Genomic DNA, 26748 nt, shown 5'->3' with positions numbered 1-26748 from the left:
TAGCTCTGTAGTAGTTCATAATATACTACTAGGTTAAATCCGCCTTCTTTTAAGTCAACTACTATCCATCGAACTTTGAGTTCAAGTGTGATGTGCATCAATAAATACTGATGAAGACTAAGCCCAGGGGTGCTTTGATAGTCGCGGGTTAGATGGGTTTTGGTCTGAGCAAAAAACGCTCACAAGTTGGCTGCATTCTCAGCTGTCAAATCTAAAGTTGTGATCAATGTCATTCAAATGAGGCAGTGAGAGTGATGAGAGTCTCATTTGAAGAAAAGGGGAGAGGAAAAACAAATCAACATGCAGAAGAATAGATAGGCGTTCACAGTGAACTACTAAATATTCAACTTAACTCTACCGACGATTTACAACCAAGTGGTTGATAAGGACCTATCGTGAAAAGAACGTTAATTTCCGTCTCCGTAGCGGCGGCGCTTGCTCTCTCTTTCCCTACTCTTGCCGCCAGTGAGCGTGGCATGGACTCTGACACCGGTTTCCTTGACGAAGCGATGCAGTTTGGCGGCCATGTGGGCACCTCTCTTGAATACGAAGATAAGGTGACTGAAGATTTCAGCGGCGACAAGAAAAAGGAGAAAACCACCACCCATGAAGTGTTTGGTGTCTACTACAACAATGCTCGCTGGAACCTTAGCGCGCTCTATGGCCTGAAACTGGAAAACCGTGAGCAGAGAAATACCAGCGGCTACCATGAAAATGAAGATGGCATTAAACAGCTTTTCTCCCTCAATAAGGGCTTTGATCTCGGTAATGGCTGGGCTACTGGTGCGATTTATGAGCTGGAGTATACCCGTAGCAAAGTATTTTCTCCTTATGTGAGTGGCCTGCGTAAAGAGTTGGCCGAGCACAGCTTCCGTCCGTATTTGACCTATTTTAACAACGAGCATAACTGGGGCTTCTACTCAAATCTAGAGTACCTATACAGTTCAGAAGATAAGAGTGCCTGGGGCGAGCGCACCGAAGAAGGATACAGCTTGCTGTTTAAACCTTATAAGCGCTTTGGCAACTGGGAGTTAGGCGTCGAGCTTTACTACCAAATCAAAGACAACGAAGATCGCTCATCAAGCGGTTCTATCAATGAAATCAGTGATTTCAATGAAAAATACATCGAACCGATTGTGCAATATAGCTTCGACGATGCGGGGGTACTTTATGCACGTGTCCGAGTGGGTGAAAACGAAACCAACAATGCAGCCAACAGCGGTAGCAATGCAAACGTGGATTACTTCAAAGACATTCGAAAAGCGACCTTAGGCTATGAACAGGCGGTGGGCGATAACTGGTTGTTAAAAGGCGAATATGAGTACGCGAACGAAGTAGAAGAAAAAAGTATTATTTCTAAGGGGGATAAGACAGACGAGAAAGAGCTCAAACAGCACACCGTCTATCTTCAAGCTTTATACCGTTTCTAACCGAGTTAAGGGGTCAACATGCTGAGTGTTTCAGAAATTGCGCAAAGTTTATCGGGTCGAGTGGAGGGGGATACCTCGCTGGTGGTGGACACCATACGTCCGGTGGCCAGTGATATCCGTGGCGGCCTTGCCGTGGTCTTTGCCCGCTCGGATCTGAAACAGCTTTCTGAAACCTCAGCCGATGTGCTGGTCGGCCCGGCGGCGATTTTACAAAGCCAAGCCAAAGCACACATAGTGATTGACCATTTGGATGTGGAGAAAATCAATTCGCTGCTGCGCTTTTATAAAGTGCATAAATATCAGCTATTTGATCAAGGCAACACATCAACCATTGATGGGGTATATATCGGCAAACATTGCCAGATAGGGCAGGGATGCCATTTTATGCCCGGCGTACGCATTATGAACGGCGTGACCATTGGTAACAACGTGGCGATTCACGCCAATACGGTGATCAAAGAAGGCACGGTGATCGGCAATAACGTCATCATCGACTCCAACAACTCGATTGGCAACTACAGCTTTGAGTACATGTCTGGCAAAGATGGCAGTTATCAGCGCGTGGAAAGTATTGGCCGCGTCATCATTGAAGATGACGTGGAGATCGGCTGTAACAACACCATCGATCGCGGCACACTGGGCGACACTGTGATTGGCAAAGGCAGCAAAATCGACAATCAAGTGCAAATCGGCCACGACTGCCGCATTGGTAAGCACTGTTTGATCATCTCTCAATGCGGTTTCGCCGGGCACACCGTGCTGGGCGATCACGTGGTGGTGCATGGCCAAGTCGGCACCGCCGGACACATTCACATCGGCAGCCATTCGGTGATCAAAGCCAAATCGGGGGTGAGCCACTCTTGCCCGCCGGGCAGTGATCTGTTTGGTTATCCGGCCAAAGAGTCTAAAGCCTATTACCGCAATCTTGCGGTGCTGAACAAACTGACTCAGCACTATGAACAGTTGAAAAAAACGCCACCTGAGCAAAAGCGCTGGTTTGCCCGTCTGTTTGACAAGAAATCGGCCTAACAAGCGAACACAACCGACAACGCGGAGCAGGCAGTTCGGACTCCGCTGGATAGAAACGAGAACGAAATAATCAAGGATTTGTTATGAAACATACACTTCTGATTGCGGCGACCGCCACCGCGTTACTGGCAGGCTGTGCCAGCACCACCACTGAGCAGGCCCAGCCTGCCGCGACCAATGTCGACGCGCGCTTTTCTAACTGTACCTTGCCGACGTTAGAAGATGATCGCGGGCCAATTCGCCCATCGCTGTTTGTGGTGGGTACTTTCCCAGAAGGTCAGTGGATTCATTTGGACAACCACAAAATGGGCTACAAAGGCGATGGTATCTATCAAGTGGTGGTGGACGAAAAAGCGGGCAACGTGAGCTTGCAATTTGCCACCATGAGCTGGACACCGCAGTTCACCGCCGCAGGAATGGAGATGACGGTTGGCCAAGTGAAAGAGCTGAAACGCGGCGGCTTTGCCAAGAACACCGTAGTGAACTTGCCCAAAGATGGCAAATACGTCTGGACCATTCAGATCGCTGCGGACAAAAAACCGCTGCTGGCGATGGTCACTGAGTGTCAGTAACAAAGTCATCGAGTTGGCAGCCGAAGATACGTTCGGCTGCCCGATTTACCCAGACAGATTGCCTGCCAGTCTGCCTCGGTAAATTGAGGACCAATTTTATACCCTTTTGGTAAGTGGAGAGATTCATGGCGACGGTTAGCTTACGTAAAGTAGAAAAAAAATATGAGAACGGTTTTAAAGCTGTCCATGGCATAGATCTGGATATTCGCGAAGGCGAATTTATGGTGTTTGTCGGGCCATCGGGCTGCGCAAAATCGACCACCTTGCGCATGATAGCGGGGTTGGAAAGCATCTCGGGCGGTGAGATCCGCATTGGCAACAAAGTGGTCAACGACTTGCCACCCAAAGATCGCGGCATCGCGATGGTGTTTCAAAACTACGCGCTCTACCCGCACAAAACCGTGTTTGACAACATGGCCTTTGGTTTGAAAATGCAAAAGCGGCCGAAAGATGAGATCAAGCGCCGCGTGGAAGAGGCGGCTGAAAAATTGGAGATCACCGATCTTTTGTATCGCAAGCCGAAGGAGATGTCTGGTGGTCAGCGCCAGCGCGTAGCGGTTGGGCGCGCGATTGTGCGTAAGCCAGATGTCTTCCTGTTTGACGAGCCGCTGTCCAACCTAGATGCCAAGCTGCGCGTTTCTATGCGGGTGAAAATCGCCCAATTGCATCAATCGCTCAAAGAAGAGGGTAATCCGGCGACCATGATCTACGTGACGCACGATCAGACCGAAGCGCTCACGCTTGGCGATCGCATCTGCGTGCTCAACCAAGGCAAGATCATGCAGGTGGATACTCCCGCCAACCTCTACAACTATCCGGCCAACAAATTTGTTGCGAGCTTTATCGGCTCTCCGGCGATGAACCTGATTGATACGGTGATCCGCGAGGAAAATGGCCAGCTCTATGTTGAAATTGGCAATGGCCTGCGCATGTTCATTCCGGTGGAAAAGCAGAAAGCGCTCAGCGAATACGTGGATAAACCGGTTTGCTTTGGCATTCGCCCAGAACACATTCGTGTTGCCGCGCCGGGTGACACCATTAACGCCGTCGAGGGTATTTTGACGGTGGTCGAAAACATGGGCAACGAGAAGTACCTCTACTTCAAAGTGGGAGGCAAGGAGCTGATCGCGCGCGTGAACGATCAAACCATCACTACCGCTGACATCGGCAAACCGATGCGCTTCAACCTCAATACCGCCTTCTGCCACATCTTCGATTTCTACAGTGAAAAGAATCTAACCAACAACCGGGAATAGTTCCCGGTTCATTTTCACAAACCACGGGGGATCTCCAATGAAAAAACGCACTATGCTTTGCAGTGCGCTGCTGGCGGCTATTGCCGCAAATGGACTGATGTTTAGCCCAACACTTTATGCTGCGACCAGCGCGCAGACGGAAAGTGGCACTTTTCTCGATTTTCGCAAAGAGACGATTTACTTTGTTTTTCTTGATCGTTTCAGCGATGGCGATGCAACTAACAACACGGGCCGCAACCCAGCAACTTACGATCCGAACAACTTGAAAAAGTATGTCGGCGGAGACCTTCGTGGCTTAATCAACAAACTGCCGTACTTGAAATCATTGGGCGTGACGGCCATTTGGATCACGCCGCCAGTGGACAACGCCGATAACCTCGATGCCAATGGTGGCGCGGGCTATCACGGTTACTGGGGACGAGATTTCTTTCGCGTCGATGAGCATTTTGGGACGCTAGACGATTTCAAAGAACTGACCGCTAAAATGCACAGCGCAGAGTACAACATGAAGCTGGTGCTGGACTACGCGCCGAACCATTCCAACGGCAACGATGAAAACGAATACGGCGCGTTGTATCGTGATGGTCAGTTCATCACCGATTACAACAGCGATGTCGCGGCGGGCACCAATTGGTATCACCATAACGGCGGTGTGACCAACTGGAATGACTGGTACCAAGTGCGCAATTTCAACTTGTTCAACCTTTCGGACTTTAACCAGTCAGATGCCAATGTGTATCAATACCTGCTGGATGGCTCAAAATTCTGGATAGATGCCGGGGTGGATGCGATTCGTATCGATGCAATCAAACACATGGATAAATCCTTTATCCAACAGTGGACCACGGACATCTACAACTACAGCAAAACGCTGGGGCGCGATGGCTTCTACTTCTTCGGCGAATGGTTTGGTGCCAGTGCCAATACCACCACAGGCATTGATGGCTACGCGATTGACTACGCCAACACCTCAGGCTCAGCACTGCTCGACTTCGGTTTCCGCGATACGTTAGAGCGCGTGTTGGCCGGCCGTGCAGGCAACAGCATGAAAACGCTGAACAACTATTTGGAAACGCGCAAATCCGTCTTCAGCAGTGATGATTGGCAAGTGGTGTTTATGGACAACCACGACATGGCGCGTATCTCGACCGCGTTGCGCTCCAGTGCCTCGACGTTTGGCCCGGGCAACAACGAAACCGGTGGCAATCAGAGCGAAGCGTTTGCCCAGCAGCGCGTTAATTTAGGTTTAGTAGCGACCATGACGGTGCGCGGTATTCCCGCGATCTACTACGGAACGGAGCACTACTCGGCGAACTTTACCCAAAACGCGTTTGGTCAAGTGGGCAGTGACCCATACAACCGTGAAAAGATGCCAAGCTTTAGCCAAGATACGCAAGCTTTTAAGATCATCCAAGCGCTGACTGAACTCCGCCAGAACAGCTTAGCGATTCAACGCGGCAGCTATACTCAGCGCTGGGTGAATGACGATGTGTTGGTCTATGAGCGCCAAGAGGGCGACGATGTGGTGACCGTAGCGCTCAACCGTGGCCCTGCAACGTCGGTGACGGTGAGCAACTTGGCCATGAAAGACGGTAGCCACACCAGTTTGATTGGCGATGACAGCGTTAGTGTTGCTGGCGGACAGGCGACGTTCCACTTGGCACAAAACCAAGCGGTGGTACTGCATGCCACAGGCAGTGGCAGTGTGGATCCGACGTTGAAAAGTGTCACCTTCACTTGCTACAACGGCTACACCAATCTTGGTCAAAGCGTTTACGCGGTGGGCAGTGTTGCGCAGCTCGGCAACTGGGCAGCCTCAGGCGCGGTCAAACTTGACCCAGCTCAGTACCCAACGTGGAGTGCAACAATTAGCGTACCAGCGGCGCAAAATATTGAGTGGAAGTGCCTAAAACGGGATGAAACCAATCCTGCGCTAAACGTGGTTTGGCAATCTGGTGCAAACAATCAACTGAGCAGCAGTAGCAGTGCCACCCAAGGTGCTTTCTAGCCTTAAGCTACGTCGTTAATGCTTGCATAAAACCCTGCTTAAATAAAAATCCGATAGCCAAGGCTATCGGATTTTTACCTTGCTACTCAACTATTCGGCTAACACGGATTCAACGGTGAACTCGGGTGGGTTGGCCTTGAGCGCTTCAAAGCTTGGGCCTTCGCCTTTGATCAACCACATCGGAGCGTAGAGCGAATCGAAGCTTGGTGTTTCACCCGTTTGTTGGTAGTGCACTTTTAAAAACGCGGTGAGAATGTCATGAAACAAGCAGCTACGGTCATTAAGGTGCAAGCTCTCTTCTCCGGTTTTGCCGCCATTTTGTTCGGCGAAATAGGCATACCATTGATAGTTGGCCTCGATAGACGCTTCCACCGCTTGGTCTAGCGGTGTTGCTTCAAATCCCCAGCTAATTGCAATCAGGCTGTAGAGCGGAAAAATGAGGAACTCATAGTAATCCATCCAGTAAGGGTGTAATGCCAGTCAGTTAAGCTGACTGGCATTTTTTCTATTTGTCGCGTACTTCTTGGGTTTCAACTTCACCCATCGAGGATAACTTCTATCTTCTCTTCGAGGTGGTAGGATAAACATGGATACATGCTCCAGTAATACTTCATAGTGTTTAGGGAGCTTTCCTGGGCTTGTTAAAGGCAACGCTGCAAAGTATTGCGTCACAGCCATAGCACTGCTCGTAAAGCTCAGTTGATTTGGCCAGACACTATCTAACCTACTTGCCGCTTTTGTCATAACCTGCCTGATAAGGTTATAGGCTAGTAGAATACCCCAGAGCTCCTGCTTAACCATATCTGGACGCTTGCTTCGCAATGTATACTCTCTGTCAAGCAAGGTTTCCTTCATTTCCCGATAGCCTAATTCGATTTCCCAGCGATAACGATAGAGCTCTACAATTTCTTCGCCAGGAAAACGTAACCCGTCACGCATTGAGGTAAGTATCTGATACTCTTTACCGTTAATGATTTTCGAGACTAGCCTTGCTTCAACTACATCAGGAAGTTCACTAAACTTCTTTCTTGCCTGAGGAGTGGTTTTAATCGCAACGATTGCATCACTCTTGCTGTACCTATGAACGACTTCATACTGGAAGTCTTTTCTCACAGGAAGCATCCAATGCCTCTCTTGGCCGACTTTGTTCCAGCGGTTCAGCAGTCCCAGAGAGTAATATCCTTTGTCAAAAATAGTCAGAGAATGGTCTGGCGTTTGTTCTATGAGCTCTTCTGCAAGCCGCATTTCGTTGGTTCGATAGTCAGAGAATGCACTATCGATGAGCTGATGGCTTGTAAGCTCCATCAAGCAAACCATGCGTACCTTAGGGTAAATATTTTCAGATGACTGATTACGCTGTGCTTTAAACTCTTGATGATTTTCAGGTGTATCCGCTGTTCTCCAAACGACACCATCGACAGATAGGAGATTGAGTCCACACCAAGTTTCAAATTTAGAAGATTGATAACTCTGAGCCGCCATCGTCTTAAAGACTTGTTTAACACCTTCTTCGCCTAATCTCTGCCTAGCTTGGACAACAGCACTTGGCGCAACAAAACGCCGTTTGTCTGGTAGGACAATATCAAGTTGGTTAGCAATATCCCAAACAGATTGTTGCCGAAAAAGACTCATTCCAACAACGGACCAAAGTACTGCTTCCAAGGGTAAACGTCTTCTTCTAACTGTTGCTACGCCAGCTTTTTCAAAACCTTGCTGGATAAGCTCTGGACTAAGAATTTCAGAGTATTTGTCAAAGTGATGGAAGGTATTGCATGAGCGAAAAGTACTCGCAAGTTGGCTCTCTAAAGACATGAAAAATCCGATATTAGTTTCCTAATATCGGATTTTGAAGCCTTTTGAGGATCGGTCAAATGATCTCAAAAACTTTTCTTAACTGATCGGCATTACCAGTAAGGGTGGCCTTTTTCCGCAATTAACTCACTGGTGAGGTAGGGAACCACCGCTTGCAGCAGTGCGGCCTGTTGCTCCTTGTTTTGCTCACCAAACAAAAACGCCTTAAACAAGTGAAAGAAATCTTGTTCAATCGGACGAAAATCGGTGAGGTCTGTTTTCCGTGAGATTTCATGAGCGGGAACGGCGTTGAGCTGCGTTTTCGCCTGTGAATTATCGGCCAAAATCGCCATGCTTGCGCCATCCAACCAATGAATCAAAGAGTCGTAGCTGTTGTAATCGTGCTGCTTTTCTACTGTGGTGACTTGCAAGCGCTGGGTAAAATAGTCCACCTCAATGGTCTGGTTCGGCTGGCAGTGAATCGCCCAATGCATCTTAGCCAGCTCGGACGCCGAACCAATCAAATATTGAATCGCAGGTCGAGACCAATGCAAAAGAATTGCGCTTGCTATTCGATAGAAAATATCGTCGGAAGCAGCATAGTTCTGGATGTAAGTAGAGTTTGAGGCATACATGTCAAAATTATGAATATTAAATTGTATACTGTTGATTTCACACTCGGAATAATCTGAACGATTGTCACCCATGTACAGCGAAAATTTATGGTGCGGTTTGATTGATGTATTCATGACTTAGTTTTTCGGATACCTAGCTATGTCGTTTTGCTATTCTACCTTATAAATGAGAATAAAACTCATTAGTCTTGCATGGTAATAAAAACGAGTCGATTTCACCTTAATCCTCCCTTTAAGTGTGATTTTGATATAGTTTTTATCAGTTTGGCGAGAGAATAACCTGCTTCAGCGAGATAGAGTGGGATCTTATGATGTTGCGGTTTGGGTCTCAACGCAGAATATAAGCCAGCGTATGTGATGAAAGAAAAAAGCCGATCAGTCGATCGGCTTTTGTTGGGGGACTCATTGTGTGGCTTAATACCCCATCAATTGCAACAGGCTTTCGGCGGTGGTGATCGCCTCGCGGCGGTTAGCGATATTGAGCTTTTGATACAAGTTGCGAATGTGGGTTTTGATGGTCGTGCCTGCCACATCCAGCTCTTGTGCTATCTGCTCGTTGCTAAAGCCAGAATAGATCAGCCCCAACACTTGCCATTCACGCTGGGTGAGCGGGCTGGTGCGCACTAACTCCGGCACATTCGGGTGAGTGACCAGTTTTTCGACAAACTCTTCATCAAAATGAATCGAACGGCTGCGCTGGCTCGATGAGATGTCTTTCATCAGTTGCTGCGCGCGGTGACGTTCCAGATCGCCGAGCTCGTGACGGTTGGTCAGTTTCTCTAGTAAGTTGCCAATGGTCGCCCCGTCAATTAAGAAATTCCCCACCATACCTGTCTGGTTGGTGAGCACTAACGCCTCTTTAAGCAGCGATTTGGCTTGTTCTTCGTCTTTCTGCTGGACTGCGTAAATCGCTTCAACAATTAGGTTGCGATTTTTGTCGGTGATTAAACGTGAGCGGTTCGCTTCACTTTGCAGAAAATCGAGTGCCTGACGCGCTTCTGGGTATTGACCAAGATTGATGTGCGCGCGGGCGATGTTGCGCCACTGCAATTGACAGAAGTGGTTGCTGGCGGTTTCCGGACGAACCGCACTGTTGAGCCACTCTTGCGTTGCTGCCATGTTGCCTTTGGCTTGCCAATACAAGATCAGCGAAAGCGAGGCGTTGGCAGTCCAGTCGACGTGATAAGTAGACTGTTTCATCAAATGTTGGATGTGCTCGATAAACTTACCGGCGCGATCCAGCTCACCGCGGCCAATGGCAATACGCGCCAACATCGAGTAGCTGTGTAAGTGCTTACTTGGCGCGTGATTTTCAAGGATCTGTAGCCCTTTGTAGGCGCACTCTTCGGCTTCGTCCAGGCGGTTCCAACACCACAGCACTTGCGCCCGGATGCGTAGCAAAAACTCGTGCAGCGGTACGTGTTGCAACTGCTGATCTTCAATCAATTTGAACGCCGAATCTTGCAGTTCGAATGCCGCTTGCACATAACCCTGCGCGATGAGAATTTCACTTTGCTGCAAAATTGCCCACAGCGCCTGATGGTACACTTGGTACTGACGCGCCAGCTTCTCGGTTTGTTGCATCATCGGCAGCGCACGGTCCAAGCAGCCAATCACGTGGTTGACTTCGCCGACCACGGAAGTGGCGACAATACGGCTGCGATAGATAGTGCTATCAAGCTGACTCAGTGCCAGTTCGGCAAGCTCCAGCGCTTTTTGCGGTTCATTGTTATTGATTGCCACTTGCGCCAGCAGCGCATTGGCTTGGCCCTGATATTGAATGTCGAGGTCAATATTGCGTTTTGTGTGCTCATTTTCCGCTTCGGCGAGCAAGGTACCGACTTGATTGTAGCGGTGCTGACTTTGTGCCAGCCAAGCGCGCAGCATGGTCAGTTTGGGGTCGCTAAACAGCAAATCTTTATCGAGCAAGTTGATCGCCGCTTCTAAGGTTGAGAGCTCACCTTGGTGGAACATTTTCCAGCCGTACTCGTTGAGGATCTCCGCCACCAATTCGCCGTCGTAGGCGCGCTGTGCATGACGCAGCGCTTGATGGGGCATCTTCTGTTTGAGCCAAGCGATCGCCGCGTTGCGGTTGAGATCTTGCTCTTGCTGCGGGATGCGCGCCTGACGTTCGTGCGACAAAAACTCGCCAAACAGATTGTGGAAGCGGAACCAGTTTTGTTCCCCCTCCAGCGGATAGATAAACAGGCCATAACGGTTGAGCGATTCAATCATGCCTAGCGCGTCTTCGCGCTGGGTGAGTGCATAGACCAGTTCATCGTTGAAATGATCGAGCACCGACACTTGCATCAGAAACTGACGCGTCTCTTTATCGAGCAGATCAAAAACCTCTTCCACCAGATAATCCCACAAGTGAGCGTGGTTAAAATGCGAGACCGATTCAGCCGATTGCGCCAAGGTGCGCTTTTGGTGCTGCGCTTGCAGCGCGATCAATTGCAGCGCCGATGGCCAACCTTCAACGTAAATACGGAGGTTATTGGCGGTATCTTCGTCTATTCCGTCGCTAACGCGCTGATTAAAGAAGCGCGTGGTCTCTTCGGTGTCAAAGGCGAGCATCTCATTGCCAATCTCAATCATCAGATCGCGCACGCGCAAATTGGCGGTACCGAGTGGCGGATTGGCGCGGCTAGTCACCACTAGGGTGACGTTATCCGGCATGTGTTTGAGGAAAAAGCGCATCGCCTCGTGGATCTCGTCATTGGTAATGACGTGATAGTCATCCAACACCACGTAGCACTCTTGATGAAAATCGCTCATCTCCGAGAATACGTCACTAAAGAGTGAACGGAGCGAGGAAAATTGGCGTTTTTCGGCCTGTTTGAGCGCGTTGGCGCACTGGCCATTGGTGGCTTTATTCAGCGCTTGCAGCAGATAGTTTACAAAGCGGAAGCCATCGTTATCACTGTCGTCGACACTGTACCAACCGACATGCGTTTTATCGGCTAACCACTGCGCGGCCATGGTGGTTTTTCCGTAACCTGCAGGCGAGCGAAACAGCACCAATTTGTAGTGTGGTGCTTGCTGTAGCAGATCCAGCACTCTGGGACGCACAATGGCGTTATGCAGTCGTCCTGGGCGCGTGAGTTTAGAAGGAATCCACATCGTTAACTGTCCTTATTTTGGCGGTGCCCGCAGTGAGGACACCGTAAAAACGGGCGAACAAAAATTAGTCAATTTGCTCGATTTGTCCGGCATGTTACGTTAAACAAAAGACGAAAGACTTTGATCCACTTCCTAATTCTCAAGAGCTGATGCTTTTCACGCCAACTACGCCCCGTTTTTGTGAACTCTATCAATATTAATCTCTATTTTCAGTCTAGATTTAAATGTGGCTGCGCAACATTTTGTAATATTTTCCATTGTTGGAAAATTTATTGTGATCGGTTTTACATAAATGGATTTTAGAAAATTGCCTGTCAATCACAGCGTCATGTTTCTCTTTTAAGGTGATTGAGTGATGGCTGTGATCTTGGTCACTGCAATCTGGTTGCTGAGGTTGATTGGTGAGAGACAGATCACTAACTCATCGCTGGTCCCCCCTCTACGCCCTGACCCCTCCTCCCGTAAAGGCCCAAAAATGGGAGGATGTTTATTCATTGCCATCCATGCACGATGTACCGCAGATGGATTAGAACCAAAGGTGAGATTTCTCTAATGAAACCTACTCAACAAAAACAGTTCGACAAAGTGTCGTTCCAAGAAAGTGTCAAAAAACACCTCTCAGCAACTTACGCCCACACTCTAGAAAACGCCGATAGCCGCGCTTGGTATCTGGCGATGGGTCGTGCGCTCGCGGAGCTGACGACTTTCGACTTACTTGCTACCGAAACCGACAAGAAAATTCTTCAAGCTAAGAGCGTTAACTATCTTTCTCTAGAATTCCTGATTGGCCGTTTAACCGGTAACAACCTCATCAGCTTAGGTCTGTATGAGCAGATCACAGAGGCGATGGCAGAGCTTGGTCAAAACCTGACGGATCTGCTGGAAGAAGAGCGTGACCCTTCTCTGGGTAACGGTGGTCTTGGTCGTCTCGCGGCGTGTTTTATGGACTCGCTGGCTGCGCAAGAATTCCCAACCGTGGGTTACGGTCTGCACTACGAGTACGGACTGTTCAAACAATCTTTTGAAAATGGCCGTCAAAAAGAAGCCCCTGATGCTTGGTGTGGTGTTGAAGGTTACCCATGGGAAGTAGCGCGTCCTGAACTGGCGCAACAGATCGGTTTCTACGGCCATGTGGAAGCGTACCAAGAAGATGGCAAAGAGAAACGCCGTTGGGTACCGGGCATGCATGTGAAAGCGATGCCGTGGGATCTGCCTATCGTTGGTTACGAGAGTGACACCGTTTATCCGCTGCGTTTGTGGGAATGTCAGGCGATCGCCCCATTCTCGCTAGAGAGCTTTAACAACGGCAACTACTTTGAAGCGCAGCACGCATTGATCGACGCGGGCAACATCACCAAAGTGTTGTACCCGAACGACAACCACGAAAAAGGCAAGACACTGCGTCTGATGCAGCAATACTTCCACAGCGCTGCATCGGTACGTGACATTCTGCGTCGCCACGAAGCGGCGGGTCACGCGCTGGCGGATCTGGCAAAATTTGAAACCATTCAGCTTAACGATACGCACCCAACCATCGCTATCCCTGAGCTAATGCGCATTCTGATCGACGAAAAAGGTCTGACTTGGGATGAAGCGTGGGCAATCAGCTCAAAAACCTTCGCTTACACCAACCACACACTACTGCCTGAAGCACTGGAAACGTGGAGCGAGTCGTTGATTCAGCACCTGCTGCCGCGTCACATGGAGATCATTTACGAGATCAACCACCGCTTCTTGCAAGAAGTTCGTGCCAAATGGCCGGGTGATGTGGCGAAACAGCAAAAACTGTCGATCATTCAAGAAGGCTTCCACCGTATGGTGCGCATGGCGAACTTGTGTGTGATTGGCTCTTATGCGGTCAACGGCGTTGCAGCGCTGCACTCAGAGCTGGTTAAACGTGACCTGTTCCCAGAGTTCAACGAACTGTACCCAACCCGCCTGCAAAACGTGACCAACGGTGTGACGCCACGTCGCTGGTTGAAGTTCTGTAACCCAGGTTTGTCTGCGCTGATCTCTGAGAAGATTGGCACGGAGTGGCCAGCTCATCTTGAGCAGCTAGAAGGCATTGCCAAGTTTGCCGATGACGCCAAGTTCCAGAAGCAATACATGGCGGTTAAGAAAGCCAACAAAGAGCGTTTGGCCAAGTGGGTGAAAGAGAACATGGGTATCGAGCTAGATACCAATGCGATCTTCGACGTACAGATCAAACGTCTGCATGAGTACAAGCGTCAGCATCTCAACATGCTGCACATCCTGTCTCTGTATCATCGTCTACTGAACGATGCGAACTTCGACATGGCGCCTCGCGTGGTGTTCTTTGCAGCCAAAGCGGCGCCGGGTTACCACTTAGCGAAAGAGATCATCTTTGCTATCAACAAGATTGCAGAGAAGGTCAACAATGATCCACGTATCGGCAACAAGCTGAAAGTGGTTTTCATCCCTGACTACCGTGTCAGCATGGCGGAAATCATCATTCCAGCGGCAGACGTTTCTGAGCAAATCTCAACAGCAGGTAAAGAAGCATCTGGTACCGGCAACATGAAGATGGCGCTTAACGGTGCACTGACCATCGGTACCATGGACGGCGCGAACGTGGAGATCCGCGAAGAAGTGGGCGATGACAACATCTACATCTTCGGTTTGGAAGTGGATGGTGTTGAAGCGCTGAAAGCGAAAGGGTACAACCCGTTTGATTACTACCACGCCGATCCGCTACTCAAAGCATCAATGGATCTGCTGCTGGGTGAGGAGTTCACTCCGGGTCAACCTGGTCTGCTGCGCGCCACTTACGACAGCCTGCTTGATGGCGGCGACCCATACCTCTGCTTGGCTGACTTCGCCTCTTACGTGCAAGCGCATGAAGCGATGGACAAACAGTACCGTGACCCAGCGGGTTGGGCGAAGAAAGCGATTTTGAACACCGCCTTGGTTGGCAAGTTTAGCTCAGACCGCTCAATTCGTGACTACGTGAACAACATCTGGAAACTCGAAGCGGTTCACCGTTAAGCAAAATAACCAAGGTAGCCAACGGCTGCCTTGGTTGTTTATCCACGACTTGGTTGTTTATCTAAGAATTAAATAACAACACTAATTGCAGCAATAAAACCCTACATTGAAGGCTTGAGAAGTACCTTCGGAGAAAGCGATGAAAGAACAAACAGCATTAAAGAAAGTCGCAGAGATGGCAAGATTAGCCGATAGCTACGTCAGCGCTTGGGGAGATGAAGCGTACGTTTCCGATGAAACGCTTCGCCGCCTGTTGACTTCGCTTGGCTACGACACCAGCAGCGACGAAAAACTACTGGCATCTGCTGAAAGAATGCACAAGAAAGACGTATTGGCCCCTGTTTTGGTTCTACGTGACGGTGATGCGGTTGAGGTTGAGCTTAACCTTGGCGTGAGCGCGCGTGAAAGCGAGTTCAACTGGCGCTTAGAAACCGAGCAAGGAGAGGTACTGGAAGGCTATCTTCAATCACAAATTGTGCGTGACGAGCGTGCCGAGGGTGGCCCTCTAGTGTTTGCACTGCCAAAAGATTTGGCGTGGGGTTATCACAAATTGTATGTCAGTCGTAAGCGTCGCAAAGCGCCTTATGAAATGACGCTGATCAAAACGCCACGCGCGTGTTTCAAACAAGGTTCGCTGGAGCACGGCAAGAAACTTTGGGGGCCAAGCATTCAGCTTTACACCCTGCGCACTCAGCATAACTGGGGTATCGGTGATTTTGGCGATCTGAAACAACTGGTTAGCGACATCGCTTCGCGTGGCGGTGATTTCATTGGTCTAAACCCAATCCACTCACTTTTCCCAGCCAACCCTGAAGGGGCTAGCCCATACAGCCCATCTTCTCGCCGCTGGCTGAACATTCTGTACATCGATGTGAGTTCCGTACCTGAGTTTGCCCTAAGTGCGCAAGCGCAGCAAAAAGTCGGCAGCGCAGAGTTCCAGCAGCGCCTGCAAAAAGTGCGTGAATCGCACTGGGTGAATTACTCGCAAGTCGCCGAGCTGAAGATGAGCGTACTGCCGCTTCTGTTTGACGAGTTCAAAGCGCGTCATCTGGACAAAAACAGCGACCGCGCTCGCGCGTTTCTCGCTTTTGTGGAAGATGGCGGCGACAGCTTAGTACACCAAGCGGCGTTTGACGCTTTGCATGCCGATCTGCACGCCAAAGACAGCAACATGTGGGGCTGGCCTGTTTTCCCTGAGCAGTATCGCCGTTTTGATTCTGCCGCGACGCAGAAGTACATCAAAGAGAACCAAGATCGCGTTCACCTCTACATGTACCTGCAATGGATTGCGGATGGCCAAATCAACGAAGCGCAAGCACTCGCAGAAGAGAAAGGCATGTCGGTTGGTCTGTACCGTGACCTCGCGGTGGGCGTGGCCGATTCCGGCAGTGAAACGTGGGCAGACAACGGCAACTTAGTGCTAGACGCAAGCATTGGCGCGCCGCCAGATGTGCTGGGCCCACTTGGTCAAAACTGGGGTTTGCCGCCGCTTAACCCACAGGTGCTGCAAAACACCTCATACGACGCGTACATCAAACTGCTGCGCGCCAACATGAAACATTGTGGCGCACTGCGTATCGACCACGTACTTGGCTTGCTGCGTTTGTGGTGGATCCCAAGAGGTGAGAAAGCGACTGAAGGGGCGTATCTCTACTACCCAGTGGAAGACATGCTGGCGATTTTGGCGCTGGAATCTCACCGCCACCAATGCAGCGTGATCGGCGAAGATTTGGGTACCGTACCTGATGAGATCGTTGACATTTTGCGTGACGCGGGCGTGCACTCCTACAAAGTGTTCTTCTTCGAAACATCGAAAGAAGATGGGGGTTTTATTTCACCTAAGCATTACGCCGAGCAATCCATGGCGGCACTGTGTACCCACGACATGCCAACGCTACGCGGTTTCTGGCACTGTGATGACCTGAAAATGGGTCGTGAGATTGGCCTTTACCCGAATGAAGAGCAACTGCTCGGTTTGTTTGATGATCGCTTGAAGTGCAAACAAGGCATTCTGGACAGCGTGCGTTGGCACGGTTATCTGCCAGAAGGTATCGGTCACGACGCGCAATTTGTGCCAATGGATGCTTACCTAAGCGAAGCGCTGCAACTGCACGTCGCAGCGGGTTCGTCGGCACTGCTTAGCGTTCAGCTTGAAGACTGGCTGCAAATGGACAACCCAGTCAACATTCCGGGCACGGTCGATGAGTACCCGAACTGGCGTCGTAAACTGTCGATGAATCTTGATGAGATCTTCAGCCGTGACGATGTTAACCGCATCGCCAAACGTTTGAGCGAAGTGCGCGCCCAAGCGAGCAAATAAGCCGGCTTGAAAAGAGATGACCCGATGTAATGACTTGATTTTACGCACAGAAACTACAGCATGGGTCACTCTATCTTTACCAGTAAATTGGTAGAATAAGGTACCGTTATTATGCCCGCCCCATAAAGCGGGCATTTTTGTTATTTATTGCCGTTTGCGCTTTACTGTGTAACGCAATAAGTTTGTGGTGAACGCGGAATTTAGTTCACAACGTTGGCTGTTTGGCGAGGGAAAAGGTTTGAAAAAAAGTGTAAAAAGTAAGCGAGATCAGGTGGTGGAGAAATTGTCTCAAGCCGCTTACGCCGACCCGTTCTCATTTTTGGGTCCATTTATTGATGATGTAGCAGGCTCACTGCGTGTTTGGATGCCCGGAGCAACTGGGGTTGAACTGGTGCTGGATGGGCAACCACGCATCACCTTAAAACGCGAAAAAGAGAGCGCGTTTATTCTAGAAGAAAAGCGCGATCTGCATCTAACGCATTACCAATTAGCAATCGATTGGAATGGCGTGGAGCAGCTTATCGATGACCCGTATCAGTACCATACCATTTACGCTGAGTATGACGATCTGCACACTCCAAAGCAGATGTATCACCATATGGGCGCGCAATTTGTCACCCAAGAGCGCGGCGGAAAGTCGATCTCCGGGGTTCGTTTCTTGGTCTATGCGCCACACGCTTCTGCGGTGAGCTTGGTCGGTGCGTTTAACGATTGGGATGGCCGCCGCCACCCGATGCAGCGTCTGGATTACGGCATTTGGGGCCTATTTGTCCCCGGCTTAGTAGAGGGCGTTAGCTACAAGTTTGAGATGAAAGGGCCTGATGGCAAAGGGTTACCGCACAAAGCAGACCCTTGGGGTTTCTACGCTGAGCAATACCCTTCTTTTGCATCGGTCACTTACGATCACAATCGCTACCAATGGCAAGACGACGCTTGGCAATCGCGCCCGGTGACGGCGAAGCGCAAAGAAGCGCTGTCGTTTTATGAGCTGCATGCGGGGTCTTGGAAACGCAATGCTGATGGCGAGTTTCTTAACTATCGCGAATTGGCCGATGAACTGGTGCCATACCTTACCGAAATGGGTTACACCCATGTCGAGCTGATGCCGGTCTCTGAGCACCCGTTCTACGGCTCTTGGGGTTACCAGCCGGTTGGTCTGTTTGCGCCCACCAGCCGTTATGGCTCACCAGATGATTTCAAATATTTCGTCGATGCGTGTCACCAAGCTGGCCTTGGCGTTGTGCTCGATTGGGTACCGGCGCACTTCCCGTCAGATGATCACGGCTTGGCCAATTTTGACGGCACACCGCTGTTCCACGATCCCGATCCGCGTCGTGGCTGGCACCAAGACTGGAACTCGTTTATTTACGATGTGGGCCGCGAGCAAGTGCGCCGCTTCTTGGTCTCCAACGCGCTCTACTGGTTCGAGCAGTTCCACATTGACGGTATTCGCGTTGATGCGGTGGCGTCGATGCTTTACCTCGACTATTCACGCAGCCACGGCCAGTGGATCCCGAACCAAGACGGCGGCAATGAGAACTACGATGCGATTGCGATGTTCAAATGGATGAACGAGGAAGTGTACAAATACTTCCCGAATGCCATGACCATTGCTGAAGAATCGACCGCGTTTCCGGGCGTGTCTGCCCCGACTTTCCTCGGTGGTTTAGGCTTTGGCTTTAAGTGGAACATGGGCTGGATGCACGATAGTCTCGCGTACATCAAAGAAGAGCCTGTTCACCGCAAATACCACCACAACACGCTCACATTCCCGCTGGTGTATGCGCACAGTGAAAACTACGTGCTGTCGTTGTCGCACGATGAAGTAGTGTACGGCAAAGGCTCGATCCACAACAAGATGCCGGGGGATGAGTGGCAGCAAACCGCCAACCTGCGTGCGTATTACGGTTATATGTATGGTCAGCCGGGTAAAAAACTCAACTTTATGGGCGCTGAGTTTGGTCAAACGGCGGAGTGGAACCACGACGATCAACTGCAATGGTTCTTGCTCGATTTTGAACGCCATCAAGGGGTGAAAGCGCTGATGCGTGATCTCAACTTCTTGTACCGTAACGAAGCGGCGCTGCACGATCAAGATTGTGTGCCAGCCGGTTTCGAGTGGCGTTTGCAAGACGCTGCAGAACTGAGCATCATCGCTCACGAGCGTATTAGCGAAGCGGGTGAGCGTATTTTGGTGATCTCCAACTTTACTCCGGTTCCGCGCGACGATTTCCGCCTTGGTGTACCAAGTCAGGGTACCTATTCGCTGTTGCTCAACACCGATGACGGCAAATACGCTGGTGCTGATTACGCCGTGCTGCCACAAGCGAAAACCGAAGCTATTGAGAGCGAAGGTCTGGCGCAATCCATTGTGCTTAACCTGCCGCCGCTGTCGACGCTGTTCTATAAACTGGGCTAAAAATCCGTTTCTAGATCGGCAAAAATGGGAACCGAGCGTTCCCATTTTTATTGGCTAAATTTTGCACTAAAATCCTTATCTGGCTCTTTGCAATTTTTTGCCGTCAGTTATAATTCGCGCTCTTTAGAGATATCGCCAGCAGCGAAAAGTGGCAATCCGATCACGACCGGCTGGAAGTAATCAACACTGGAAGCAGACCAAGTAATGACAGTTCAAACGTTTACGCCTAACCAAACAACTACGTTGGAGACGGCAAAGAAAACCATCGAGCAGCAAAGCCAAGAAATGACGCCAACGGGCGGCAATAAAGTCGGTTTTGTCTCTTTGGGTTGTCCAAAAAACCTGGTGGATTCTGAGCGAATCCTGACTCAGTTACGTACCGAAGGCTACGAAATCGTCAATAGTTACCATGATTCTGACGTCGTGATCGTCAATACCTGCGGTTTTATCGACAGTGCGGTGCAGGAATCGCTGGATACCATCGGCGAAGCGTTAAAAGAGAACGGCAAAGTGATTGTGACTGGCTGTTTGGGCGCGCGTGAAGATGAGATCCGCGAGGTGCACCCGAATGTGCTTGGTATTACTGGCCCGCATGCCTACGAAAACGTCCTTGAACACGTGCACCAGTTTGCGCCAAAACCCGCGCACAATCCGTTTACTAGCCTAGTGCCGGATCATGGCGTTAAGCTGACGCCAAAGCATTACGCTTATTTGAAAATATCGGAAGGGTGTAACCACCGCTGCACCTTCTGCATCATCCCATCGATGCGTGGCGATCTGGTTAGCCGTCCGGTGGGTGAAATCATCAGCGAAGCGGAGCGTTTGAAAAACGCTGGCGTGAAAGAGCTACTGGTGATCAGCCAAGACACCAGTGCTTACGGGGTCGACAGCAAACACAGCTTAGGCTTTGCCAACGGCACGCCTGTGCGTCAAAACATCAAAGCGCTGAGCGAAGAACTTGGCAAACTGGGCATTTGGGTGCGCTTGCACTATGTCTATCCGTATCCACATGTGGATGATCTGATCCCGCTGATGGCGGAAGGAAAGATCCTGCCGTATTTGGATATTCCGTTCCAACACGCCAGCCCGAATGTTTTGAAAGCGATGAAACGTCCGGGTCGCGCCGAGCGTACGCTGGATCAAATCAAAAAATGGCGCGAAATCTGCCCTGAGTTGGTGATCCGTTCGACTTTCATTGTTGGCTTCCCTGGCGAGACAGAAGAAGATTTCGAAATGCTGCTGGAGTGGCTAAAAGAAGCGCAACTGGATCGCGTTGGCTGCTTTAAATACTCTCCGGTTGAGGGAGCGGCGGCAAATGAGATCGCGGAGCAGATCGCCGAAGAGGTCAAGCAAGAGCGTTTCGAACGTTTTATGCTGGTTCAGCAAGAGATCAGTGCCGCCAAGCTGCAAAAACGTGTTGGCAGCATCATGAAAGTGATCATCGATGAAGTGGACGAAGAGGGCGCGATTGGCCGTACCTACGCTGATGCGCCGGAAATCGATGGTCTGGTTTACCTTAATGGCGAAACCAGCCTCAAGCCGGGTGAGCTGGTTGAGGTGGTGATCGAGCACGCCGATGAGTACGATCTGTGGGGTTCGCTGGCCAGCGCGCAGTAAAGCCGCCGATTTTTACCAGCAAATCATCGCAATCAAAAAGAGCCGGCTTGTCCGGCTCTTTGCTTATCCCAGCATAGGGAGGGTGGAGACCAGCAGTAGAAGCGCCATGCTGATGTTGAACCCTTTGACTCGCGTGCTAGTGGTAAGCCAACGCTGCAATTGTGTGCCAGCGGCGGCCCAAAAGCTGACCGAAGGAATGTTGGCAGCGATAAAAATCCCGGCGATCAACGTCAGCTCCCACCAATGGCTGCCGCTGCTGTAAACGCTGACCGCAGTCAGTGCCATCGACCAGCCTTTAGGGTTAACCCATTGAAAACTGGCGGCTTGTAAAAAATTGAGCGGCGTGAAATTCTCTTTCTCGGCCGCTTTGCCGCTGGTGGCGATTTTCACCGCCAAATAGAGTAAATAGCTCAGACTGAGGTATTTCAAAATATCATGGCTGAGTGGGTAGCGGTTAAACAGCCCCATCAGCCCCACGCCGACTAAGATCACCATCAGGGCAAAACCGAATGTAACGCCAAGCATGTGCGGAATGGTGCGCACAAATCCGACATTGGCCCCTGAGGTCATCAACATAATGTTGTTCGGACCGGGGGTAAAGGTAGAAACAAACGCAAACAAGGCCAAAGCCCCCAATTGTTGCAACTCCATCATTTTTTCCTCAATTTCTCTTATTGTTGGTTCATGAGATAACGCTTGACCGGTCACGACAATCATAAGTAGTTTCAATGGCAATTTTGTGCTTATATTTGATGACAAAACACAATATCAGCAAGAAAATTTCACCATGGACAAGTTTGACGAAAAAATATTGCACGCACTGAAAAATAATGGTCGTCTCCCTAATGTTGAGCTGGCAGAGCGTGTCGGGTTGTCGGCCTCGGCCACCTTAAGACGAGTGCAAGATCTGGAGCGGAAAGGGGTGATTCAGGGCTACCGGGCGGTGCTCGACAGCAACCAACTTGGTATCGGTTTTGTCGCCTATGTGTCGATTGGGCTGGCGTCGCACAGTAAAAAAGCGCAGCAACAATTTGAAGATCATGTGCGCTTTGTCGATGAAGTGGTCGAGTGTCACAACATCACGGGAGCGAATGAGTACTTACTTCGAGTCGAAACACGCGATCTGGTCAGCTACAAGAAATTTCACGCCGATGTGTTAGGAGAGTGCGAGCAGGTCAAATCCATCACCACTATGGTGGTAATGGACTCGCCAAAGGATGAACGCTAGAGAAATTCGCTCGCTAACGCCTCCCATTTCTCTTGGCCGATAAACTGAATTACCTGAGTGGTAAAGTCGCTACTGAGCTGAACTTGGCTACCAAGGTCGATGTTTTGCAGGTTATCTAAAGAGTGGCCTTTTGCTTGTAGCGCTAAGTCAAGAGCGTACCAAAATGCGGCACCTTTGAAGTAAAACAGAGGGTAGTATTGATAGTTGCCGAGCTCTTTGACTTGGCGATGCGCCTCGTATAACCCCAGCTTGGCAAAGGGAAACTTCTGCGCCATTTTCTGCCAAAGCACGTCCGGCGTGTCAAAGGCGAATTTACTGCCAAACAGCGATTTTTGCGCATAATACTCAGCCAAGCTTTCGGCTTTCCAACCGGCAAGGTTGCGGTGTTCCATGTAGTGCACTGATTCATGGGCCGAAATTTTTAACAAATGACGTAGCGACTCATCGGTTAACTCGCCCTGCTCGAGCAGGGTATTGGTGAGCAACAGGTTACTGCCTGCCGCGCCGCCAATGCTGCCGCCTTCTTTTTCACGCTTGAAAAAGGCCAATTCCCAATCCTGCATTTGTGCTGGAAACACTTTTTGCAGATACTGCAACTGATGCTCTAACGTGGGTAACCAGCGCTGCTTTTGTTGCAATACTTGCGGGTCTTCAACGTGAATGGTTACGGGCTGGCCATTGATATTCAACGTCGCTGTTGGCATCCCCCACAACAAGTATAGTGGCGGCGCATCTTCCCCTTTCAGTGGATAGCAACGAGCTTGCGGAGTGCACACTTGCGCGTTACTGCTGCCGGCGATGCGCGGCAAGGTATTGAATTCAGAGATAAAATACCAACCGGATTTCGCTGAGTAAGTATTTTCTTGGCTGGAAGGATCAAAACCTTGCGGATCAACCGTTGGCAGGTTCACTTGCCACGTGAGCGCATCACACGCTGTTTCGCGGTGGTAATCCAGTGGCGTGGATGTGCCGTTACGCAGACAAAAGAGATCAGGCTGGGCGGTAATGGGACCACTTTTTGGCGGCAAAACCGTCATTTTGGGTAACGAGCTCGTATCAATGGAAAAGTGCAGTTGGCTTTTTAATAGCGGGTCGACCTGAACTTGATAAGTGAGCGGTTGAGTGAGTGCGGCAAAAGTGGTGATAGTCGGTAACAAAGCTGCAAAAAGGCGAATAGTCATCATCTGGCATGGGTGGGTTGACGGTTTTTTTTAAGACTAGCACCTTCACTTGCGGTTCAGCGGAGAATGTCAATTTACGGTTAACAAATCGTGCCGCCAGCCAGTGCGATGTCGTTCGGATGCTCTAGCGAGGCGAGAATGGCAAGTTTGAGCCCGTGTACGATCGTCTCCAAACTCATACTGGGCTGCTGGCCCAAAACCGCTTGTTGAGTGAGCAGCGGAATATGCACAAATCCACTGCGAATCGCACGTTGTTCGAGATAGCGCTGCACGCTGTAAAAGAGGTGATTGCAGACATATGTTCCGGCCGAATGTGAGATCTGGCAAGGAATACCGGCGTCTTGTAGCGTTTTTGTGATGGCTTTGACTGGCAGAGTTGAAAAATAGGCCGCAGGGCCTGCCGCGTCAATCGCTTGGTCTACTGGCTGATTGCCCGCATTGTCAGCGATACGAAAATCATCCAGATTGATCGCGATACGCTCAGGAGTAATGGCGTGTCTGCCAGCAGCTTGACCAAGCATAATCACCACATCCGGCTGATGGTGTTCAATTGCCTCAATAACCACTTGTGCCGACTGATAACGCACCACAGGAACGCTGCAACTGACCACGCGTACTTGCTGCCAAGGGCTGTCACTCAGCTTTTTTACCGCTTCAAGAGAGGGGTTGATGGACTCTCCACCAAAGGGTTCAAAGCCAGTTACCAGAACGGTGCGCATGTTAAAATCTCCCAAAATAACAATGAACTACGCTAAATAGCCAAGCCATTATGCCTGCAAATCACTATGCCTGATTTTGGCTCTGCCGCCAATCCGATTTCATCGCCAATTACCTGCACGGTTTGAAGTGGCTCGAAAATGTTTGTCGAGCGCTTTGGCGTGCTACAAACAGGTTGGAAAGAAGCTAGCAAACCGGGCAAAAAGTCCCACGGATTCCCATTTTGAGCGCGGCATGCCACGCACATCCTGCTAGCTTTACAAGCGCCTATTCTCACTAAGCGGGATAGGTTTTCAATACGTAACGTTTTGAGAATCAAAAGGGATCAGGATGAAAAATACAATTACTCTGTCTGCCTTGGGGGCGAGTGTCATCGCCGCGCTCAGCGCATTCAATGTCAGTGCCCATGGCTGGGTCGAATACCCCAATGCGAGACAAAATATCTGTTATGAAGATGGCGGTTTCTGGACTAATCAAATACCGAATAAAGCGTGTCAGGCGGCGTATGATGTCTCTGGCGCGTATCCATTTGTGCAGCGCAATGAAGTCTCGGCCAATGTGCCTAACTATCGTGATATGGCCCATGTAAAAGCGATTGTGGCCAATGGCGAGCTGTGCTCGGCGGGCGATGCGGCGAAAGCGGGTTTGAATCTGCCTTCGCCCCATTGGCAAAGAACCAATGTCTCTTTGGATGCCAACAATCAACTGGATTTAGTGTTCGCTGGCGTGGTGCCACATAACCCCTCTTACTGGGAGTTTTATCTCACCAAACCAAGCTACGATCCTTCTTTGCCACTGACCTGGGATGATCTCGAGCTGATCGATAGTGCTGGCGATGTGGCAGTGGATGATCAAAAACGCTATCGCATTAAGGTCCGCTTTCCGGCGGGGCGCAGCGGTGATGCCATTCTCTACACTCGCTGGCAGCGTGTTGATGCCGGTGGTGAAGGCTTCTACAACTGTAGCGACATCACGTTCAAAGACGGAGGAACCACGCTTCCAACCGACCCGACGGATCCACCGACTGAGCCGGGTAACAACCTGAGCGTGCTGGGCTATTTTGTTCCGCAAGGCTTTACGGTGGAATCGGGAGATACGGTGCGTTTTCGAACCTTTGATGCGTCCGGCGCAGAGCTGGTGGATCTCTCTTTACCGATCAGCGCCAACAACACCAGTACTTGGGGAGCTGAGCTGGCAGGGCAGTTTAATGGTCAGCAACACAAAGATTGGTACATCGGTATCTGGCATCAGGAGATGAACCACTATATGTTCGATACGCGCAACGTGTTTGCCAACCAAGTCTATGCGCCAAGCGCCGATTTCAGTTACGCGCTGTCGCTGGTCAAAGGCGATACCACACCACCGACCGAGCCAGACAACCTTTGGAGCAAAGGCAAAGTTTATCAGGCGGGCGATGTAGTGAGCCACAACGGACGCGAATGGACTGCCAAATGGTGGACCAAAGGTGAGGAACCGGGTACCACTGGAGAGTGGGGCGTTTGGAAATAGTCTCGCGACTAACGATTGGCAGTGCGCACGCGCTGCCAATTCATATAGGCTTCATCGGCCAAATTGAGCATGAGCCTATCCTCTTCGGTGTCACCATACGCATAAATCTTGCTGTAGTCGCTTAAGCGACAGTGCTGTTTTACCCGCTGTACTTTCTGTTTTCTGCTGCAATCGCCCTGTTGGTACTTGCCCGTATATCGGCCTTGTCTGACCGCCATTTCACTGCACAATAGATCTATGCCCTGCGCGTCGCACCAATGGCGTAGATAGAGATCGAGCGACGCGGAGACCAAGATGATCCGATCGCCGCGCTGTTGATGCCAAGCCAGTTTCGCCATTGCTTCCGGCCGTAGATAACGTGGAATAACCTCACGGGCAAACTGCTTTCCGATTACTTGCAAGCTTGCCTCTCGGCGGCCTTTAAACGCGATCCAACTGGCGATGGGGCGCATAAGATGACTTGGCAGCAGATTGGCTTTGTACAGCAGATAAAATGGCGCGATCACCATTCGACCCATCCACTTACGCGTGCCTGAGGCGGAATGGTTGAGAAAGAGTGAAAACATATCTTCGTTGGTGAGTGTACCGTCGAAATCAAACAGAGCCAGATTCATCACAACGCCTTGTTATCTTTTGCTTTAAGCGCCAAGTGTACCTCATCAGCGCAAAGAGGCCGAGCCAAAAGGAAAAATGCAATTGCATTAGGACTTGTTAGATAGATATGCAAAATATAGTTATAAATAATCGTGGTCTTTACCATAAAAAATCTTTTCCTTAGGCGGGACATTTTTTATTGTGCTGAGTAAACGATGACCTTATTATCCCCCTGCTTCTTGATGATAGCCAATCCGAGTACATCACATTCTGTTTTGTGGCAAGGCGATAGAGCAACTATCCAAGAGTGACT

At 50.2% G+C, this 26748-nt stretch carries 17 protein-coding genes and 2 pseudogenes; 11 read left to right on the top strand and 8 right to left on the bottom strand.

Annotation, left to right across the window (positions count from 1 at the left end; genetic code table 11):
* Positions 1 to 395 precede the first annotated feature (395 nt).
* The 5 genes from EWA64_RS16075 to EWA64_RS16055 all read left to right on the top strand — a co-directional run bounded on the left by EWA64_RS16075 (position 396) and on the right by EWA64_RS16055 (position 6295).
* Entirely contained in the window at positions 396 to 1430 is a 1035-nt protein-coding gene (locus EWA64_RS16075) for a hypothetical protein (protein ID WP_061895500.1), read from the top strand.
* An 18-nt stretch (positions 1431 to 1448) separates the two neighbouring features.
* On the top strand, positions 1449 to 2459 hold the full coding sequence (gene lpxD / locus EWA64_RS16070; RefSeq protein ID WP_061895501.1) for a UDP-3-O-(3-hydroxymyristoyl)glucosamine N-acyltransferase: 1011 nt from the start codon (positions 1449 to 1451) through the stop codon (positions 2457 to 2459).
* Positions 2460 to 2542: 83 nt separating this feature from the next.
* Positions 2543 to 3031, top strand: a complete 489-nt coding sequence (locus tag EWA64_RS16065) for an early set domain-containing protein (protein ID WP_061895502.1) — start codon at positions 2543 to 2545, stop codon at positions 3029 to 3031.
* A 125-nt stretch (positions 3032 to 3156) separates the two neighbouring features.
* On the top strand, positions 3157 to 4287 hold the full coding sequence (locus EWA64_RS16060; RefSeq protein ID WP_039426549.1) for an ABC transporter ATP-binding protein: 1131 nt from the start codon (positions 3157 to 3159) through the stop codon (positions 4285 to 4287).
* Positions 4288 to 4324: 37 nt separating this feature from the next.
* Positions 4325 to 6295, top strand: a complete 1971-nt coding sequence (locus EWA64_RS16055) for an alpha-amylase family glycosyl hydrolase (protein ID WP_061895503.1) — start codon at positions 4325 to 4327, stop codon at positions 6293 to 6295.
* 90 nt (positions 6296 to 6385) lie between these two features.
* On the opposite strand, the pseudogene EWA64_RS16050 reads toward EWA64_RS16055, so the two are convergent.
* From EWA64_RS16050 to malT, 4 genes and pseudogenes are all read right to left on the bottom strand, one after another.
* Positions 6386 to 6766, bottom strand: a pseudogene (locus EWA64_RS16050) (hypothetical protein); the annotation flags it as partial.
* A 9-nt stretch (positions 6767 to 6775) separates the two neighbouring features.
* Positions 6776 to 8107, bottom strand: a complete 1332-nt coding sequence (locus EWA64_RS16045) for an IS4 family transposase (protein WP_061893439.1) — start codon at positions 8105 to 8107, stop codon at positions 6776 to 6778.
* Between the two features lie 95 nt (positions 8108 to 8202).
* A pseudogene (locus EWA64_RS16040) lies at positions 8203 to 8835 on the bottom strand (hypothetical protein); the annotation flags it as partial.
* Between the two features lie 300 nt (positions 8836 to 9135).
* Positions 9136 to 11844 (bottom strand): HTH-type transcriptional regulator MalT, encoded by a 2709-nt coding sequence (gene malT, locus EWA64_RS16035; RefSeq protein ID WP_061894224.1) that lies wholly within the window; start codon positions 11842 to 11844, stop codon positions 9136 to 9138.
* Between the two features lie 552 nt (positions 11845 to 12396).
* Here malT and EWA64_RS16030 point away from each other — a divergent pair.
* From EWA64_RS16030 to rimO, 4 genes are all read left to right on the top strand, one after another.
* Entirely contained in the window at positions 12397 to 14850 is a 2454-nt protein-coding gene (locus EWA64_RS16030) for a glycogen/starch/alpha-glucan phosphorylase (protein WP_061894225.1), read from the top strand.
* A gap of 139 nt (positions 14851 to 14989) precedes the next feature.
* Positions 14990 to 17170: a 4-alpha-glucanotransferase gene (gene malQ / locus EWA64_RS16025; protein WP_061894226.1), complete on the top strand. Its 2181-nt coding sequence runs from the start codon at positions 14990 to 14992 to the stop codon at positions 17168 to 17170.
* 238 nt (positions 17171 to 17408) lie between these two features.
* Positions 17409 to 19589, top strand: a complete 2181-nt coding sequence (gene glgB / locus EWA64_RS16020; protein ID WP_061894647.1) for a 1,4-alpha-glucan branching protein GlgB — start codon at positions 17409 to 17411, stop codon at positions 19587 to 19589.
* A 204-nt stretch (positions 19590 to 19793) separates the two neighbouring features.
* Positions 19794 to 21206: a 30S ribosomal protein S12 methylthiotransferase RimO gene (gene rimO, locus EWA64_RS16015; RefSeq protein ID WP_061894227.1), complete on the top strand. Its 1413-nt coding sequence runs from the start codon at positions 19794 to 19796 to the stop codon at positions 21204 to 21206.
* Between the two features lie 63 nt (positions 21207 to 21269).
* On the opposite strand, the gene EWA64_RS16010 is transcribed toward rimO, so the two are convergent.
* Positions 21270 to 21857: a LysE family translocator gene (locus EWA64_RS16010; RefSeq protein WP_061894648.1), complete on the bottom strand. Its 588-nt coding sequence runs from the start codon at positions 21855 to 21857 to the stop codon at positions 21270 to 21272.
* Positions 21858 to 21993: 136 nt separating this feature from the next.
* Between EWA64_RS16010 and EWA64_RS16005 the strand changes: the two genes are divergently transcribed.
* Positions 21994 to 22434, top strand: a complete 441-nt coding sequence (locus tag EWA64_RS16005; protein ID WP_061894649.1) for an Lrp/AsnC family transcriptional regulator — start codon at positions 21994 to 21996, stop codon at positions 22432 to 22434.
* Here the strand turns inward: EWA64_RS16005 and EWA64_RS16000 are convergent.
* Positions 22431 to 23618: a hypothetical protein gene (locus EWA64_RS16000; RefSeq protein ID WP_139045665.1), complete on the bottom strand. Its 1188-nt coding sequence runs from the start codon at positions 23616 to 23618 to the stop codon at positions 22431 to 22433. The genes EWA64_RS16005 and EWA64_RS16000 overlap by 4 nt on opposite strands.
* A gap of 77 nt (positions 23619 to 23695) precedes the next feature.
* Entirely contained in the window at positions 23696 to 24334 is a 639-nt protein-coding gene (gene pcp / locus EWA64_RS15995; protein WP_061894229.1) for a pyroglutamyl-peptidase I, read from the bottom strand.
* 328 nt (positions 24335 to 24662) lie between these two features.
* Here pcp and EWA64_RS15990 point away from each other — a divergent pair, with 328 nt between their 5' ends.
* Positions 24663 to 25841, top strand: coding sequence for a lytic polysaccharide monooxygenase (locus EWA64_RS15990; protein WP_061894230.1), 1179 nt, complete (start codon positions 24663 to 24665; stop codon positions 25839 to 25841).
* Between the two features lie 8 nt (positions 25842 to 25849).
* Here EWA64_RS15990 and EWA64_RS15985 read toward each other — a convergent pair whose 3' ends face one another.
* A complete protein-coding gene (locus tag EWA64_RS15985) occupies positions 25850 to 26455 on the bottom strand; it encodes an HAD family hydrolase (RefSeq protein WP_061894231.1) in 606 nt (201 codons plus the stop codon).
* Positions 26456 to 26748 lie beyond the last annotated feature (293 nt).

The sequence above is a fragment of the Vibrio cidicii genome (assembly GCF_009665415.1).
GTDB lineage: Bacteria > Pseudomonadota > Gammaproteobacteria > Enterobacterales > Vibrionaceae > Vibrio > Vibrio cidicii.
The sequence above is the reverse complement of the archived record's forward strand: the minus strand, read 5'-3'. Positions and strand labels throughout refer to the sequence as shown.